The organism is Novosphingobium ovatum, from assembly GCF_009909235.1.
Taxonomy (GTDB): domain Bacteria; phylum Pseudomonadota; class Alphaproteobacteria; order Sphingomonadales; family Sphingomonadaceae; genus Novosphingobium; species Novosphingobium ovatum.
In genome coordinates this window covers 128,121-144,319 of the sequence record NZ_JAAAPO010000006.1, presented here as the reverse complement: position 1 = coordinate 144,319, position 16,199 = coordinate 128,121, and the positions used below count along the sequence as shown (strand labels likewise).

The following is a 16,199-nucleotide window of genomic DNA, read 5'->3' as shown; positions in this document are numbered from 1 at the left end:
CCTTATCGGGCTGGGGCATGACCACATCCACCCCCGCGTCTGCCCCCGTCACCGCCGCCGCCGCTGGCCCCGCTTTCGCCTCCCGCCATGGGGCGCTGCTGGGGTCGCTGGTCTTGCTGCTGGTGTTGCTGGGCATGGTGGCGGCCAATCCGGCGCTGCGCCAGATGCTGGCCGAAGCGGTAGGGACGATCGACCCGATGGCCGTGCTGATCGTCCTGCCGGTGCAACTGGTGGCGATCCTGCTGTGCACGGCGGCGCAACAGGCGCTGGGGGTAGGGATCAGTTTTGGCCGCAGCTTCATCGCCCGGCTGGTGCGCGATGCGGCGCATAACCTGCTGATCTTTCCCCCCGGTCTGGGCGAAGCGGTCGGCGCGCGGATCGTTGTCGTGCTGGGCGGGCGGGGCCGCGCGGCGGTGGCGCTGCGCGCGCTGGACATTGCGGCCGAGGTGATCGCCCAATTGCCCTATATGGCGCTGGCGTTCTGGGTGTTGTGGCATTGGTGGCGGGGCGGAGGCGATCTGCACGCCGCGCAGGCACAGGCCCATGGCGGAGGCTGGGCCGCCTATGCGCAAATCGCGGGCGGCTTCGCGCTGGCGGCGGGGGCGGGCTGGGCGGGGTGGCGCGTGTGGCGCGGATCGGCCCATTTCGCCCGCTGGCGTGGCACGCGGCCCGCCCGCATCCTGCGCGCCGAAAGCCATCTGATGCGCCGCGAGCTGACACGGCAAAAGGCGGGCCTGCCGCTGGCGGTGGGGCTGCATTTCATCGCGTGGGGGCTGTCGGGCGTGCAGGTGTGGCTGGCGGCGGGGGTGTTCGGGCTGAACCTCTCGCTGTTTGACGCGCTGGCGATCGAGGCGGCGGCCACTTCGGCGCGGATGATCCTGTTTTTCGTCCCCGGCGGGCTGGTGATGCAGGAAGGCGCGGCGGTCCTGGCGGGCGCGGCGCTGGGCGTGGCCGCGCCACAGGCGCTGGCGCTGTCACTGGTGCTGCGGTTGCGCGATGTGGCGTTCGGGCTGGCGCTGTTGCTGTGGCCCTGGCTGGAATACCGCGCGCGGGCCCGCCGCGCCTATTGAGCAACCGGCGCAGGGGCTGGCTCTGCCGGGGCGGGCGGCGCGGGGTCTTCCAGCGGGTCGTCCAGACCGCCGGGCAGGGCGGGGGCCTCGCCATGTTTGGCCTTCAACATTGCCACTTCGCCCGCGCGCGATTGCAGATAGGACGAACGCAGCGCCGCATAGGGATCAACCGAGCCGCGCAGCAGTGTGCGCAAATCGCCATCGGCCCGCGCCCGCTGGTCCAGCCCGTCCACCACCAGCACCGTCGCGCCAAAGGTCGACAGCTCCATCACCGTCGAGACCGACGAGATCTGGCGGTTGCGTGGCAATTGGCGGACGCGGGTGTATGACACGCGGTCGATCAACAGCGGCTGGGTAAAGGCATCGCCCACCAGCCCCAGAATATCGCGCACCGTGGAAGGCCCCATCACCGGCAGGTACAGATAGGCTCCGTCCGGCAGGCCGTAATAGCCCAGCGTATCGGAAAAGCCGTTGGGGTGGCCCACCATTTTGAACGGTTTGCGCCGCGCCATGTCCAGCATCCCGCCGATGCCGATGGTCGAGTTGATGGCAAAGCGGCCCAGCGTGTTCAGCGCCCGGCGTGGCCGCAATTGCAGGATGTCATTGGCCAGCACGCCGGGGACATAGATATTGGCCAGCATGTTGTGGATGCCATCGCGGACCGGCTCGGGCAGGAGCGCTTTGTACACCATGGCGATGGGGCGGATGATGAACCGGTCGATCGGCTGATTGATCGCCCAGAACAGCCGGTTCATGCCTTCAAACGGATCGGGATTGTCGGCCTCGGCCCCCTCGTCGGGCTGCCCTTCAAACCCGGTGTCGGGCGGGCTGACGGGCGGCGGCGCGGCCTCGGGCGCGGCGGGGGCGGTTTCGGCTGCCTCCACCTGGGCTTCGGGCGGAACAGCGGCCGGGGCCAGTTGCGGCTCGGTCCATTCGGCGTAATCGGTGCGGGTATGGGGCGGGTGCAGCGCGCTGCTGGCGCGGATCGCGGCCACCAGTCCGGCACGGTCGGGCGCGCTGACTGGGCCATCGGTGGGCAAGGCGGCCACCAGCGCGGCCACCAGCGCGGGCGGCGGCGTGGAGGTGGGGTGGGGCATGTCGGCAGGCGCGGGGGCGCCCGTCATCAGCCCCACCGACATCAGCGGCAAAGTCAGCACGCCAGCCATCACGCGGCCTCCACCTGTTGCGCCACGGGGCCGTCCGCCCAGCGCGCAAAGGACCCGGTTTGCGCGCCAGAGGCCGCTACCGCCGCGATCACCTGTGGATCGATCAACGCGGCCAGTTCGTCGCGGTAACGATAGCCTGCCGCGCTGCCGTCATAGGCGTTGCGCGTGGCGGGGTGGGTATAGAGCTCGGTCAGGCCGGGGCCGATGGCGGCCAGCGCGGCCAGCATGGCGGGCGTGTCGAACGCCCCGCTTTGCGTCAGGCCGGCCACCGCGTCATTGGTCATCAGCCCGCGCGCGCGCCAGCCCCGGGCCAACAACCGCGCCCATGCCGCCATCATCCCGCCACCGGGTTGCGCCGGCACGCGGATGGCGCGCAGGCCGTATTGCCGGCCACAGCGCAGCATGGCCGCCGCGATCATCGGGTGCAGGTGGAAATGTTTATGCGCATTGACATGGTCCAGCGGCAGGCCCGTCGCGGCAAAGGCGGCAAATTGCGCGGCGACTTCGGCCTGCATCTGGGCGCGGGCGGCGGGGGACAGCGCGATGCGCAGCGCCGTGCGCAACATGTCGGCCGGGAACCGCCCATCCGGCCCCACCAGCGCGGGGATCTGTTCGGGCGGCAGCACCGGCGCGCCATCGGCCAGCACCACATGCAGCCCCACGCCCAGTCCCGGCAGGCGGCGGGCGCGGGCCACCGCATCCTCGACCGCCGCGCCGCCCACCATCAGGCTGGCGGCGGTCAGGATGCCCTGGGTATGGGCGCGCTCCACCGCCTCGTTCACCGAAATATCGGCGCCGAAGTCATCTGCCGTGATGATCAGGCGCTTTGGCGTGTCAGGGCCCCCCCCATCCTGCCCGCGCGTATAGGCGTCTGGCGTGGTCAGGCGGCCTCCTTGCGGCGGCGCAGGAAGTCGAAGAATTCCACACCCTCGCGCAAGCGGCGCTTGAGCATGTCCCAATCGCGCAGCATCTCGCCCACGATCGCGGCGATCTTGCTGGGGCGGAAGTAATAGCGGCGGTAGAATTCCTCGACCTTGTCAAAGATCACCGCGCTGGACAGGTGCGGATAGGAGAGCTGCGCGATCTGGTTGCCGCCATCGGTCAGCAGATGGTCGGTGCCGTCGAACCAGCCGTTTTCGGTCGCCTGCTTGTACAGGAAGGTGCCCGGATAGGGCGCGGCCAGCGACACCTGAATGGTGTGCGGGTTCAGCTCGATCGCGTAACGGATGGTTTCCTCGATCGTGTCCAGCGTTTCGCCCGGCAGGCCGAGGATGAAGGTGCCGTGGATCGTCAGGCCCAGGCTGTGCGCGTCCTTGGTGAACTGGCGCGCGACATCGGTGCGCAGCCCCTTCTTGATGTTGTGCAGGATCTGCTGGTTGCCGCTTTCATAGCCCACCAGCAGCACGCGGCAGCCGCCTTCCTTCATGGCCTTCAGCACCTTGTACGGCACATTGGCCTTGGCGTTGCAGCCCCACGTCTTGTCAAAGCCCTTGGTGCCAAAGCCCAGCTTGCGCAGCTCGCCCGACAGCTCGATGACGAAATCATGCGCATCGGCCAGCGTGTCGTCGTCGAAGAAGATCTCCTTCGTCTCGGGCATTTCGCGCAGGATGTATTTCACCTCCTCGATCACCTTGGCGACCGAGCGGTGGCGATAGCGGTGGCCCGAAATGGTCTGCGGCCACAGGCAGAAGGTGCAACGGCTCTTGCACCCGCGCCCGGTGTAGAAGCTGACGTAAGGGTGGCGCTGATAGCCGCCGAAATATTTCGTCATGTCCAGATCGCGCTTATAGATCGGGCTGACCATGGGCAGCACGTCCATATCCTCGATCGGGGCGCGGTCCTTGTTGCGGATGATCGCGCCATCGGGGCCGCGATAGGTGATGCCGTCGATCTGCTCCAGCGGCAGGCCATTGGCCAGATCGACGCAGGTGAAATCATATTCCTCGCGGCAGACCAGATCGATGGCGGGGCTGGCCATCAGGCTCTTTTCGTCCTCGATCATCACCTTGGCGCCCACGAACACCACGGTGATGTTCGGGTTGCGCGCCTTGATCAGCTCGGCCGTCTGCACGTCCTGACGAAAGCTGGGCGTCGAGGTATGCATGATCACCAGATCGCGGTCGTCAAACTCATGCGCGATATCGTCCCACGACAGGTCATGCGCGGGCGCGTCGATCAGCTTGGACCCTTCGATCATCGCGGCGGGCTGGGCGATCCATGTCGGATACCAGAAGCTCTTGACCTCGCGCTTCATCTGATAGCGCGCGCCAGCGCCGCCATCAAAGCCGTCGAACGAGGGGCCTTGCAGGAAAAGGGTACGCTTCATCGGTCTCTCTTGTCTGGGGCGGCGGCACGGTCCGCAATGCGCCCTTTGGCCGTTATAGTAAGGCCCGCGCCGCGCCAATCAATCTTTGATGCACACAGGCTGCCGCAAAATGCGGCAAATGCGAAAAGGTCGCCCGCCACCACCAGCCACAGCGGCGGCATCGGCAGGCCGGCGCGGGCGTTGACGCGCGCGGCGATGGTCTGGCGCAGGGCGAGCGTTGCGATCAGCGGCCACACCCACACCCCCGGCGCCATGGCACAGGCCAGCAACGCCCACACCGTCCCATGCGTCACGACCGAGCCATAATGGCCGGCGCCTGCCAGATCCCGCACCGTCACCGCCCAGCGCAAATGCTGGCGCCACAGCGCGCGGGCGGAGCCTTCGGCCCCGGCATGCACCAGCACCATCGGCGGGATCGCCACGCGCATGCCCATTGCCGCCACCCCTGCGCCGATGGCGTGATCATCGGCCAGCACATCGCGCAAGGCGTCAAACCCGCCCATCGCGGTCAAGGTCTCGCGGCGGATGGCGATGGTGGACCCCATGCATGGGCGCGCCATGCCGGTTATCAGCCCCACCACCATATTGGGCAGGGTGCTGGCGGATATGATCGCCGCGCCCATGCGGCTCCACACGCCTGCATCGCCCCGTCCGGCGTACAGGCACGAGACGGCGCCCACGCCCGGTTGTGCCAGTGCGGCGGTGATCTGCGCCAGATAGTCTGGCCTCACCACCATGTCGCTGTCGGACAGGAGGATGATGTCATGCGCGCACAATGGCAAAGCGGCGGCGCAATTGGCCATCTTGCCATTGGCGGCGGGCGTTACGGGGCCGGTCGACAGGGCAAAATCCACAGCAAGATGGCCCGCCATCACCGCGCGGGCGGCGGGCAGGGCGGGGTCATCGGGCGTATTGGTGGCCAGCACGATCTGTACCGGCCCGGCGTAATCTTGGCGCGCAAAACTGCGCAGGTTGTCCGCCAGTCGCGGCTCATCCCTATACAGGGGTTTCAGGATCGAGACGGCAGGCGCGTCCCCCGATACGGGCAGGGCCAAGCCAAAATGCCGCCGCAGCGCCCATAGCGCAAAGGCCTGATAGGCCAGCGCCACCGCCGCCATCGCCACCACCAGCCACCAGATTGCCAGATATGCCATCGCCCCGGCTCTAGCCGCTTTGCACCCGCGGCAAAAGGCTTTAGGGGAACACGCGGCAGCCGCAGAGGGACCGGATATGGCGCAGGGCATCACGATCGTCACCGGCGTTGCCGGGTTTCTGGGCAGCGCGGTGGCGCGGGAACTGGCCGCCGCCGGGCACAATGTGCGCGGCATCGTGCGCGCCAGCAGCGTGACCGGCAATCTGGCCGACTTTCCCGGCGACATCACCACCGCCGACCTGCGGGACGAGGACGCGGTGCGCGCCGCGATGGTGGGCGCGACTCAGGTTTATCACGTGGCGGCTGACTATCGCATCTGGGCGCCCGACCCACAGGAGATCGTCGCCAACAATCTGGCCATGACGCGCGCGGTGATGCGCGGCGCGCTGGCGGCGGGGGCTGGGCGGGTGGTCTATACCTCCAGCGTGGCGACATTGCTGCCCGGCCATGGCGAGCCATCGGATGAAACCCGCCCCGCCACCCCCGAACAGGCCGTGGGTGCCTACAAACGCAGCAAGGTGGTGGCCGAACGCCTGGTCGAGCAGATGGTGGCGAGCGAAGGCCTGCCCGCCGTCATCGTCAACCCCAGCACGCCCATCGGCCCGCGCGACATCAAGCCCACCCCTACGGGTCGCATTCTGGTGGAATGCGCGCAGGGCAAGATGCCGGCCTATGTCGAATCGGGCCTGAACCTTGTGCATGTGCAGGATGTGGCGCGCGGCCATCTGCTGGCGGCGGAACGGGGCGTGGTCGGGCGGCGCTATGTGCTGGGTGGGCAGGACGTGCGGCTGGGCGAAATGCTGGCCGAGATTTGTGCGCAGGTGGGGCGCAAACCGCCGACCGTGCGCCTGCCGGTGGCGCCGCTGTTCCCGCTGGCGGTGGGGGCGGAACTGTGGGCGCGGGTGACAGGGCAAGAGCCGTTCCTGACCTGTGACGCGCTGCGCATGGCGCGCCACCATATGTATTACTCCAGCGCGCGGGCGCAGGCCGAATTGGGCTATACGGCGCGGCCGTGGCAAGAGGCGGTGCGTGACGCGCTGGGCTGGTTCCGGGGCGCGGGGATGATCGCGTGATCGGCTGGATCGCCCTGCTGATCTGGCTGGGTCTGGCGGCAACGCGCTTTTGGACCTGTGACCAGAATGACGAGGCCGCTCCCGTGGCGCAGCCCGCGCCGGGCGCGTGGCCCGATGTGGTGGCCGTGGTCCCCGCGCGGGACGAGGCAGACGTCATCGCCCAATCGATCGGCAGCCTGTTGGCGCAGGACTATCCCGGCGCGCTGCGGGTCATTCTGGTGGATGACAATTCCTCGGACGGCACCGGCGACATCGCCCGCGCCCTGCCCGCCACCGACCGGTTGACGGTGCTGACCGGCGCGCCATTGGCCGATGGCTGGACCGGAAAGCTGTGGGCGGTGCATCAGGGCATCCATGCCGCCCAAAATGCGCAGGCGGGCGCGCCCGAATATCTGTGGCTGACCGATGCCGATATCGCCCATGCGCCCGACACGTTGCGCACGCTGGTGGGGGTTGCGCGGGCGGGGGACAAAAGGCTGGTGTCCTTCATGGCGCTGTTGACCAACCAGACATGGGCCGAACGCTGGCTGATCCCGGCGTTTATCTGGTTTTTCATGATGCTCTACCCATTTGGGCTGGTGAACAGCACCGGCTTTATCGGCCGCCGTGTCGCGGGGGCGGCCGGGGGCTGCGTGCTGGTGCGGGGCGATGCCTTGGCCGCGGCGGGCGGGATTGGCGCCATGCGCGGGGCGCTGATCGATGATTGCACGCTGGGCGCGCTGATCAAACGTCAAGGCCCGATCTGGCTGGGCCTGACGCGGCGCAGCCAGTCGATCCGGCCCTATGCCGATTGGCGCGGGATCGGGCGGATGATCGCCCGCAGCGCCTATGCCCAATTGCGCTATAACCCGGTGCTGTTGATCGGCACGGTGGCGGGGCTGGGGCTGGTGTTTGGCGCGCCGATCTGGGCGGCGCTGTGCGGGCAGGGCGGCGGGCAACTGGCCGGGATTGCAGCCTGCCTTGTTGCGCTCACGCTTTATCAGCCGGTGCTGGCATTCTATCGCCGATCGCCGCTATGGGCGCTGACCCTGCCGCTGGTGGCGGGGTTTTATCTGGGCTGCACGCTGTGGTCGGCGCTGTGTTATTATCGCGGCACCGGCGGCATGTGGAAAGGCCGGGCACAGGCAGGCAAATGACGCAAGCGGCACCCAACGACATCGCGGATCTGGCCAGTGGCAAGGACCACAATCAGGAAAACTTTCCGGTGGCCAGTTGGCTGTTGCGGCCCGATGCGCGCGCGCCGGTGATGGCCTATTACCGCTTTGCCCGCGCGGCCGATGACATTGCCGACAACCCCGACGCCAGCGCGGCGGACAAGCTGCGGCTGCTTCGGCACATGCGCAAGGGGCTGACCGGCGTTGGCGCGGCCGAGGCGATGGAACTGGCCCATGTCTGTCGCAACCGGGGCATATCGGTGGTGCATGCCATGGAATTGCTGGACGCGTTTGAACAGGACTGCCGCCAGTCGCGCTACGAGGATTGGGACGGGCTGATCGCCTATTGCCGCAAATCGGCGATGCCGGTGGGGCGCTATGTGCTGGATGTGCATGGCGAAACGCGCGACACATGGCCTGCCAATGATGCCTTGTGCGCGGCGTTGCAGATCATCAACCACCTGCAGGATTGCGGCAAGGATTACCGCGTGATGGACCGCGTCTATATCCCGCTGCCGCTGCTGCATGCCGCCGGGCTGGACGAAAGCGCGCTGGGCGGCGCGCGGGCCGACCGGGCCTTGCTGGACATCATCCACCTGCTGACGGAAAAGACGCAAGGTCTGCTGCGGCAAAGCGCCGGTTTTGCCGCCCAGATCCGCGACCGCCGTCTGGCCAGCGAGGTGGCGGTGATCCATGCCTTGGCGCAGGATCTGTGCACCCTGTTGTTGACCCGCGATCCGCTGGTGGGGGGCGTGCACCATTCCAAACGCCGCGCGGGCTGGTTGGCGCTGGGGGCACTGGGCCGCTATTGGCTGGGACAGTTGCGCCGATAGGCCCAGTTGCGCCAACAGGCATAGAACCGTAGGAAGCGCGCGATGACGACCACCCTGACCGCTCCGCTGGCGACTGCCGCCCCGCTGACCATGGCCGATCTGTCCGCCAAAGTGTCGGGCAGCAGCTTTTACGCCGGCATGCGCATCCTGCCCCGGCCTGAGCGTGAGGCGATGTTTGCCATCTATGGCTTTTGCCGGATCGTGGATGACATTGCCGATGATCAGACCGCCCCGCGTGACCGGCGCGGCGCGATGCTGGACGATTGGGCGCGCTGGATCGGCGCGCTGTATCGTGGCGGCGACACCGGGCAGGCGGCGTTTCTGGCCGAAGCGGTGCGCCGGTTCGACCTGCAGGAGGCCGATTTCCAGGAGGTGATCGCGGGGATGCGGATGGATGTCGACGCCGACATCTGCTGGCCCGATTTCGCCACGCTGGACCTCTATTGCGACCGGGTGGCCAGCGCGGTGGGGCGGCTGTCGGTCAATGTCTTTGGCATGGAGCGGGCCGTGGGCGTCGATCTGGCGCATCATCTGGGGCGCGCCTTGCAGTTCACCAATATCCTGCGCGACATTGACGAGGACGCCGGGATCGACCGCGTGTACCTGCCGATCGAGGCGTTGCGGCTGGCAGGGATCACCCCCACGACGCCCGCCGCGCTGTTGGGGGAAGCCGGCGTGTACACCGCCGCCCGCTGGCTGGCGGCCAAGGCGCAGGCGCATTTCCGCGCTGCCGGGGCCATCCTGCGCGCCCGCCCGCGCGGCCATCTGGTCGCCCCGCGCCTGATGGAGGCGGCCTATGCGCCCGTGCTGGAGCGCATGATCGCGGCCGGCTGGCACGCGCCGCGCCATCGTATCCGTGTCTCCAAACTGGCGTTGCTGGGCATGGCGCTGCGGCTGTGGCTGTTTCGGTGAGCACGCGCTACACCGGGGTCACGGTTGTCGGGGCCGGGCTGTCGGGGCTGAACGCGGCCTGTGTGCTGCGCGATGCCGGGCTGGAGGTCAGCCTGTCGGACGCGGCCGCCCGCGCCGGAGGCCGGTGCCGGTCATATCGCGATCCCGCGCTGGACATGGTGATCGACAATGGCAACCATCTGGTGCTGGCGGGCAATCCGGCGGTGGCGGATTTCCGCGCGCTGGTGGGGGCGGACACGCCGCTGGCGGGGGACAGGCATGCCGATTTCCCCTTTGTCGATCTGAACGATGACACGCGCTGGACGCTGCGGATCAATGACGGGCGGTTTCCGTGGTGGGTGTTTGTGCCCTCGCGCCGGGTGCCCGGGACGCTTCCGTCCGATTACCTGCCGCTGGCCCGGTTGCTCAAAGGGCGCAGCCATCAGACCATCACCGATCTGATCCGCGCGGGGGGGCGGCTGTGGGACCGGATGCTCAATCCGGTGCTGCTTTCGGTGCTCAACACCCCGCTGGATCAGGCCTCGGCGCGGTTGACGGCCAATGTGCTGGCCGAAACGCTGGCGGCGGGCGGGCGGGCCAGCGCGCCGCGCGTGGCGGTGCCCAATCTGGGCGCGGCGTTCATTGATCCGGCGGTGGACTGGCTGGCGGCGCGGGGCGTGCCTTTGGCCACCGGGCGGCGGCTGCGCGCCATCCGCTTCGAAGGCCAGGCGGTGACCGCGCTGGAATGGGCCGACGGGGTGGAGGAGATCGCGCCGACCCGCGCCGTGGTGCTGGCCGTGCCGGCATGGGTGGCGGGCGATCTGGTGCCTGATCTGGTGGTGCCCGATGACCACCGCTCGATCCTGAACCTGCATTTTGCCGTGGCCCCGCCTGCGGGCGCGCCCGATCTGCTGGGCGTGGTGGGGGCGACCAGCGAATGGATTTTTACCCATCCCGACCGCATATCGGTGACGGTGTCATGGGCCGACCGTTTGATGGACACCCCGCGTGAAGCTTTGGCCAGCAGCGTCTGGGCCGAGGTGTGCGCCGCGCTGCGTCTGGGCGATGCGCCGCTGCCGCCGTGGCAGGTGGTCAAGGAAAAGCGCGCCACCTTTGCCGCAACGCCGCAACAGGACGCCCGCCGTCCGGCCACCGCGACGCGCTGGCGCAACCTGTTTCTGGCGGGGGACTGGGTGCAAAACGGCCTGCCCGCCACGATCGAGGGCGCTCTTCGCAATGGCGATGCTGCAGCGCAGCTAGTCTTGGGGCGCCCCTTGCGTTATAGACCTAAGGGATGACCGAAGTATTGGACCTCCCCCGCGCCACCGCAGATGTGGGCGCTGCGCCCGCGCGCGATGCGTTGGACGCGGCCATTGCCCGCGCCACCAACGCCCTGATTGCCGAGCAAAAGGGCGATGGCCATTGGGTGTACGAATTGGAGGCGGACGCCACCATCCCGTCCGAATATATCCTGTTGCGCCACTTTCTGGGCGAACCGGACGATCTGGTGCTGGAGGCCAAGATTGGCCGGTATTTGCGCCGGATTCAGTCGGATGCGCATGATGGCTGGCCGTTGTACCATGACGGCGGGTTTGACATCAGCGCCAGTGTAAAGGCCTATTACGCGCTCAAGATGATCGGCGATGATGTCGACGCGCCCCATATGGCCCGCGCCCGCGCCGCCATTCTGCGCGCCGGCGGGGCAGAGGCGGTGAATGTCTTTACCCGCATCCAGCTGGCGCTGTTTGGCGCGGGCGATTGGGCGCAGGTGCCCACCATTCCGCCCGAACTGATTCTGGCGCCCAAATGGTTCCCGGTCCACCTGCTGAAGATGAGCTATTGGGCGCGCACGGTGGTGGTGCCCTTGCTGGTGCTATGCGCGCTGAAACCGCGGGCCAAAAACCCGCGCGGCGTCATGGTGGACGAGCTGTTTTCCGGCACGCCCCGGCCGCTCACCAGTCAGGCCGCCCATGTCCACGTCATCTGGAAGACCGGGTTCGAGGCTCTGGACTGGGCGCTCAAACGGTTTGAGCCGCATTGGCCGCGCCGTATCCGCGCCCGCGCCATCGAACGCTGCCGCGCTTGGGTGACGCAGCGGTTGAACGGCGTTGACGGGCTGGGCGCGATCTATCCGGCGATGGCCAACAGCGTGATGATGTATGACGTGCTGGGCTATGGGGCCGATCACCCCGACCGCGCCATTGCCCGCGAATCGGTCGAACGCCTGTTGGTGGTGCATGAGGACGAGGCATACTGCCAGCCCTGCGTCAGCCCGGTGTGGGACACCGCCTTGGCCGCCCACGCCATGCTGGAGGTCGGCACGCCCCAGGCCGAGGCGGCCGCAAGCCGCGCGCTGGACTGGCTGGGCCCGCGTCAGGTGCTGGACACGGTGGGCGATTGGGAGGAGCAGCGTCCCGGTGTGCGTCCCGGTGGCTGGGCGTTCCAATATGCCAATGATTACTATCCCGATCTGGACGACACGGCGGTGGTGGTGATGGCGATGGACCGCGCCGCCGGGATGGCGAAGATTGGGCGTGGCGGCAAGGACGCCGAACGCATCGCGCGCGGCGCCGAATGGACGCTGGGGTTGCAAAGCAAGGATGGCGGGTTTGCCGCATTCGACGCCGACAATGACGCGCATTACCTGAACAATCTGCCTTTTGCCGATCATGGCGCCTTGCTGGACCCGCCGACGGCGGATGTGTCGGCGCGCGTTGTTTCGATGTTGGCGCAAATGGGTGAGCCGCTGGACAGCCCGCGCATGGTCGCCGCGCTGAACTGGCTGGCCAAGGAACAGGAGCCGGACGGCAGCTGGTTTGGCCGCTGGGGCGTCAATTATGTCTATGGCACATGGTCGGTGCTGTGCGCGCTGGGCCGGGCGGGGCTGAGCGCCGATCACCCGATGGTGGCGCGTGCGGTGGCGTGGCTGAAGTCTGTGCAGAACGCGGACGGCGGCTGGGGGGAATCTTGCGATTCCTATGCGCTGGACCGGACCGGCCATCAGGCATTCCGTTCAACCGCCAGTCAGACGGCATGGGCCACATTGGGGCTGATGGCCGTGGGTGAGGCGCGCAGCGATAGCGTCGCGCGTGGCATGGCATGGCTGGCAGCGCATCAGGCCGATGACGGTCTGTGGGGTCAGGAGGTCTATACGGGCGGTGGTTTCCCGCGGGTGTTTTACCTGCGTTATCATGGGTATCCACGTTATTTCCCACTGTGGGCGATGGCGCGGTATCGCAATCTGATCGATTCAAATGCGGAGCGCATCGCGTGGGGTATGTAGACAAGCCTGTGCTGGTGGTGACCGGCACGCTGCGTGAGGGCATGGTGCTGGACGGCAACGGCGTCGAGGTGATCGCGGCTGGCAGCGATCAGGACGGCCTGCGCCGCACGTTGGCGCAGCGCGCGCCCCATGTCGCGGGCATTGTCAGCTTTGGCATGTGCGGGGCGATCGACCCGTCGATGCGGCTGGGCGACTGGGTGATCGGGCGCCGCCTGATCGGCAGTTTCCACGCCAAATGCGACGAGGCATGGGTCAAGGTGTTGCAGGCCCGCCTGCCCGGCGCGCGGGTGGGCGCGGTCCACTGTGACGGCCATCTGATGAGCGAGGCGATGGACAAGGCTGCCCGGGCATGGGCCAGCGCCGCGCTGGTGGTGGACATGGAAAGCCACATCGCCGCCGAGGCCGCCAGCCACGCCAACATCCCCTTTGCCATCCTGCGTTGCGTGTCCGACCGGGCCGAGGACCAGTTGCCCCCCGCCGTCGAGGTGATGATGAAGGATGATGGCGGCATCGCCGTGGGCGCGGTGATGAAGTCGTTGATAGATCGGCCCAACCAGATCGGCCATTTCGCCCATACCGTCTATGGTTTTGCCCAGGCCTATCGCGAATTGGGCAATGGCGCGCGTGAACTGGGCTGTCGCCTGGGCTTTGACGAGCGCATGTCGGCGATGCTGTTCTAACACCCCTGCTGCCCGCGCGGCGGATATGAAAAGGGCGGTGCGGGATCATCCTGCACCGCCCTTTTGGCGTTTGGCTGGCGTGGCCCGATCAGGCCGCGCGGGTGGCCCGCAGGTGATCAGGCCGCGCGGGTGACCCGCATGCTATCAGGCCGCGCGGGTCGCCCGCGCGTAGCCCTCCGGGTCCTCGATGCGGATCTTTTCCATCTCGGCCTCGACATGGGTCATGTGCACGTCCACCGCCGGGCGGGCTTGCGAGAGGTCCACATCGGGGGCCATCGGCCCTTCGGTGCGGATGCCCTTCAGCGCGGTGCCGATGAATTCCCACGGGCGCAGGATGCCTTCCTTGGCCGCCGTGCCCTCAAACCCGCAATGCACCATGCAGTCCGAGCACTTCTCGTACTTGCCGACACCATACTGGTCCCAGTCGGTGCCTTCCATCAGCTGCGCAAAGGTGTCGACATAGCCTTCGCCCACCAGATAGCACGGCTTTTGCCAGCCAAACACGGTGCGCAGCGGCATCGACCACGGCGTGCATTCATAGCTGCGGTTGCCCGCCAGAAAGTCCAGGAACAGCGGCGAATTGGTGAATTTCCACGCGGGCTTGCCGGCGGCCTTGCTTTCCTTGCCATGGCGGAAAAAGTCGCGGAACAGCGTCTTGGTGCGCTCACGATTCAGGAAGTGCTGCTGGTCGGCCGCGCGCTCATAGGCATAGCCGGGCGAGATCGTCACCTCGACGTCCAGACTGGCCATCAGGTCCATGAACGTGGCCAATTGCTGGGGCGAGGCATCGTTGAACACGGTGCAATTGACCTGCACCCGGAAACCGCGCGCCTTGGCCATGTGGATCGCCTCGACGGCGACTTCATATACCCCGTCCTGATCGACCGCCTTGTCATGCATGGCCTTGTCGCCGTCCAGATGGATCGACCAGGTAAAATAGGGCGAGGGCGCGTATTGATCGATCTTCTTCTTCAGCAACAGCGCGTTGGTGCACAAGATGACGAACTTCTTGCGCGCGATATAGCCCTTGACGATCTCGGGCATGTCGCGGTGCAACAGCGGCTCACCCCCGGCGATCGAGACGGCGGGCGCCCCGCATTCCTCGATCGCGTCCATGCATTGCTGCACCGACAGGCGGCGGTTGAGGATGGCGTCGGGATAGTCGATCTTGCCACAGCCCTTGCACGCCAGATTGCAGCGCAACAACGGCTCCAGCATCAGCACCAGCGGATATTTGCCGCCCTTGATCTGTTGCGTGACGGCATGGGCGCCGATGCGCAGAGCGGGGCCAAGAGGAAGGGACATTGCAAAACTCCAATACGCGAAGGCCAGGGGCCGGGGGCGTGCGCTGTGGACCAATCTATCCCGCGACCGATCGGCGATCGGCCGGTCGACGCAGGGCGGCAGGCAGGCTGAACGACACGTTTTCGCGGATGCCGTCAAGCTCTGCCACCGAAATTTTACGGATTGATGCCAGATGGTCGATCACGCCCTGCACCAGATCCTCGGGCGCGCTGGCCCCGGCGGTGATGCCGATGGTGGTGATGGGGCCATGCGGGCCGATCAGCCATTCGGCCCGCACATCGGACGCATCCCCCACCAGCCACGCCGGTTTGCCCAAACTGGCCGCGACATCGCGCAGGCGGTTTGAATTGCTGGAATTGGCCGCGCCCACCACGATCAGCGCGTCGCATTGCTGTGCCAGATCGCGCACCGCGTTCTGACGGTTTTGCGTGGCGTAACAGATATCGGCCACATCGGGCCCGGCCACATCGCTGAACCGGGCGTGGATCGCCGCGATGGTGGCGCGCGTCTCGTCCACTGACAGCGTCGTCTGCGTGATATAGGCCACCGGCGCGTCATCATCCAGCGCCAGCGCGTCCACGTCTTCGGGATCGGCCACCAGATGCACCGGCGCCTCGATCTGGCCAATGGTGCCCACCACCTCTGGATGGCCCGCGTGGCCGATCAGCAGGATATGCCGCCCCTCCTGCGCGAAACGGGCGCCATGCCGATGTACCTTGGTCACCAGCGGGCAGGTGGCGTCAAACACCGGCAGGCTGCGTGCGGTGGCTGCATCGACCACGCTGGCGGGCACGCCATGGGCGGAAAACACTGTCACCGCGCCATCAGGCACCTCGTCCAATTCCTCGACAAACACCGCGCCCAACGCAGCCAGCCGGTCAACCACATGGCGGTTATGGACGATTTCGTGCCGGACATAGACAGGCGCGCCATGCGCTTCCAGCGCGCGTTCGACAATGGCGATGGCGCGCACCACACCGGCGCAGAACCCACGCGGGGCAGCCAGCAGGACACGCAATGGTGCGGCGATGCTTTGGACGTCAGACAAGCAGGTGTCACCCTTCTCGCTTTGCGGGGAAAAGCCGAGATCCCAACCTCAGCTTATAGTTACCATATAAATTACGCTTGAAAAGCTGGCTCTTGGCTGAACCGCTGCTTCATTGCGCGGTCATGGCAATGCGATTAGGTATCGCGCAGGGATGGCGCGTGGCGGATTCGGCTGTGCCGAGGGTCGCATGCGTCCAGCTTCATGCGAAAGAGGTTGG

The 16,199-nt window shown here is 67.2% G+C and carries 14 protein-coding genes; 8 read left to right on the top strand and 6 right to left on the bottom strand.

What is annotated here, in order from left to right; genetic code table 11:
* Positions 1–17: 17 nt before the first annotated feature.
* A complete protein-coding gene (locus GTZ99_RS14975) occupies positions 18–1,070 on the top strand; it encodes a lysylphosphatidylglycerol synthase domain-containing protein (protein WP_161720310.1) in 1,053 nt (350 codons plus the stop codon).
* Here GTZ99_RS14975 and GTZ99_RS14970 read toward each other — a convergent pair.
* From GTZ99_RS14970 to hpnI, 4 genes are read right to left on the bottom strand one after another with little or no spacing between them, the layout of a single operon-like run.
* The gene (locus GTZ99_RS14970; protein ID WP_161720308.1) at positions 1,064–2,236 is read right to left on the bottom strand and encodes an MlaA family lipoprotein; all 1,173 of its coding nucleotides are present in this window, start codon (positions 2,234–2,236) and stop codon (positions 1,064–1,066) included. The two genes, GTZ99_RS14975 and GTZ99_RS14970, sit on opposite strands and share 7 nt — an antisense overlap.
* Positions 2,236–3,195 (bottom strand): hopanoid biosynthesis-associated protein HpnK, encoded by a 960-nt coding sequence (gene hpnK, locus GTZ99_RS14965; RefSeq protein WP_406818602.1) that lies wholly within the window; start codon positions 3,193–3,195, stop codon positions 2,236–2,238. The genes GTZ99_RS14970 and hpnK overlap by 1 nt, the downstream gene beginning before the upstream one ends.
* Positions 3,117–4,562 (bottom strand): hopanoid biosynthesis associated radical SAM protein HpnJ, encoded by a 1,446-nt coding sequence (gene hpnJ, locus GTZ99_RS14960; protein WP_161720306.1) that lies wholly within the window; start codon positions 4,560–4,562, stop codon positions 3,117–3,119. Before hpnJ ends, hpnK begins: the two co-directional genes overlap by 79 nt.
* Positions 4,559–5,716 (bottom strand): bacteriohopanetetrol glucosamine biosynthesis glycosyltransferase HpnI, encoded by a 1,158-nt coding sequence (hpnI, locus tag GTZ99_RS14955; protein WP_161720304.1) that lies wholly within the window; start codon positions 5,714–5,716, stop codon positions 4,559–4,561. The genes hpnJ and hpnI overlap by 4 nt, the downstream gene beginning before the upstream one ends.
* Positions 5,717–5,792: 76 nt before the next feature.
* Between hpnI and hpnA the strand changes: the two genes are divergently transcribed.
* From hpnA to GTZ99_RS14920, 7 genes are read left to right on the top strand one after another with little or no spacing between them, the layout of a single operon-like run.
* Positions 5,793–6,788: a hopanoid-associated sugar epimerase gene (gene hpnA / locus GTZ99_RS14950; RefSeq protein ID WP_161720302.1), complete on the top strand. Its 996-nt coding sequence runs from the start codon at positions 5,793–5,795 to the stop codon at positions 6,786–6,788.
* Positions 6,785–7,924: a glycosyltransferase gene (locus tag GTZ99_RS14945; protein WP_161720300.1), complete on the top strand. Its 1,140-nt coding sequence runs from the start codon at positions 6,785–6,787 to the stop codon at positions 7,922–7,924. The genes hpnA and GTZ99_RS14945 overlap by 4 nt, the downstream gene beginning before the upstream one ends.
* A complete protein-coding gene (gene hpnC / locus GTZ99_RS14940; protein WP_161720298.1) occupies positions 7,921–8,775 on the top strand; it encodes a squalene synthase HpnC in 855 nt (284 codons plus the stop codon). Before GTZ99_RS14945 ends, hpnC begins: the two co-directional genes overlap by 4 nt.
* A gap of 42 nt (positions 8,776–8,817) precedes the next feature.
* The gene (hpnD, locus tag GTZ99_RS14935) at positions 8,818–9,687 is read left to right on the top strand and encodes a presqualene diphosphate synthase HpnD (protein WP_161720296.1); all 870 of its coding nucleotides are present in this window, start codon (positions 8,818–8,820) and stop codon (positions 9,685–9,687) included.
* Positions 9,684–10,964 carry a hydroxysqualene dehydroxylase HpnE gene (gene hpnE, locus GTZ99_RS14930; protein WP_161720294.1) on the top strand — a complete coding sequence of 427 codons (1,281 nt, stop codon included), beginning with the start codon at positions 9,684–9,686 and terminating at the stop codon, positions 10,962–10,964. Before hpnD ends, hpnE begins: the two co-directional genes overlap by 4 nt.
* Positions 10,961–12,949, top strand: a complete 1,989-nt coding sequence (shc, locus tag GTZ99_RS14925; RefSeq protein WP_161720292.1) for a squalene--hopene cyclase — start codon at positions 10,961–10,963, stop codon at positions 12,947–12,949. The genes hpnE and shc overlap by 4 nt, the downstream gene beginning before the upstream one ends.
* A complete protein-coding gene (locus GTZ99_RS14920) occupies positions 12,937–13,629 on the top strand; it encodes a phosphorylase family protein (protein ID WP_161720290.1) in 693 nt (230 codons plus the stop codon). The genes shc and GTZ99_RS14920 overlap by 13 nt, the downstream gene beginning before the upstream one ends.
* A gap of 144 nt (positions 13,630–13,773) precedes the next feature.
* Here GTZ99_RS14920 and hpnH read toward each other — a convergent pair whose 3' ends face one another.
* Positions 13,774–14,934, bottom strand: a complete 1,161-nt coding sequence (gene hpnH / locus GTZ99_RS14915) for an adenosyl-hopene transferase HpnH (RefSeq protein ID WP_161720288.1) — start codon at positions 14,932–14,934, stop codon at positions 13,774–13,776.
* Positions 14,935–14,989: 55 nt separating this feature from the next.
* A complete protein-coding gene (ispH, locus tag GTZ99_RS14910; protein WP_227711394.1) occupies positions 14,990–15,982 on the bottom strand; it encodes a 4-hydroxy-3-methylbut-2-enyl diphosphate reductase in 993 nt (330 codons plus the stop codon).
* Positions 15,983–16,199 lie beyond the last annotated feature (217 nt).

Excerpts from the sequence above, each read along its gene's own strand:
- GTZ99_RS14970 (WP_161720308.1), bottom strand. The coding sequence starts at position 2,236 with ATGGCTGGCGTGCTGACTTTGCCGCTGATGTCGGTGGGGCTGATGACG.
- shc (WP_161720292.1), top strand. The coding sequence starts at position 10,961 with ATGACCGAAGTATTGGACCTCCCCCGCGCCACCGCAGATGTGGGCGCT.
- hpnD (WP_161720296.1), top strand. The coding sequence starts at position 8,818 with ATGACGACCACCCTGACCGCTCCGCTGGCGACTGCCGCCCCGCTGACC.
- hpnA (WP_161720302.1), top strand. The coding sequence starts at position 5,793 with ATGGCGCAGGGCATCACGATCGTCACCGGCGTTGCCGGGTTTCTGGGC.
- GTZ99_RS14975 (WP_161720310.1), top strand. The coding sequence starts at position 18 with ATGACCACATCCACCCCCGCGTCTGCCCCCGTCACCGCCGCCGCCGCT.
- hpnI (WP_161720304.1), bottom strand. The coding sequence starts at position 5,716 with ATGGCATATCTGGCAATCTGGTGGCTGGTGGTGGCGATGGCGGCGGTG.
- hpnH (WP_161720288.1), bottom strand. The coding sequence starts at position 14,934 with ATGTCCCTTCCTCTTGGCCCCGCTCTGCGCATCGGCGCCCATGCCGTC.
- hpnJ (WP_161720306.1), bottom strand. The coding sequence starts at position 4,562 with ATGAAGCGTACCCTTTTCCTGCAAGGCCCCTCGTTCGACGGCTTTGAT.
- hpnC (WP_161720298.1), top strand. The coding sequence starts at position 7,921 with ATGACGCAAGCGGCACCCAACGACATCGCGGATCTGGCCAGTGGCAAG.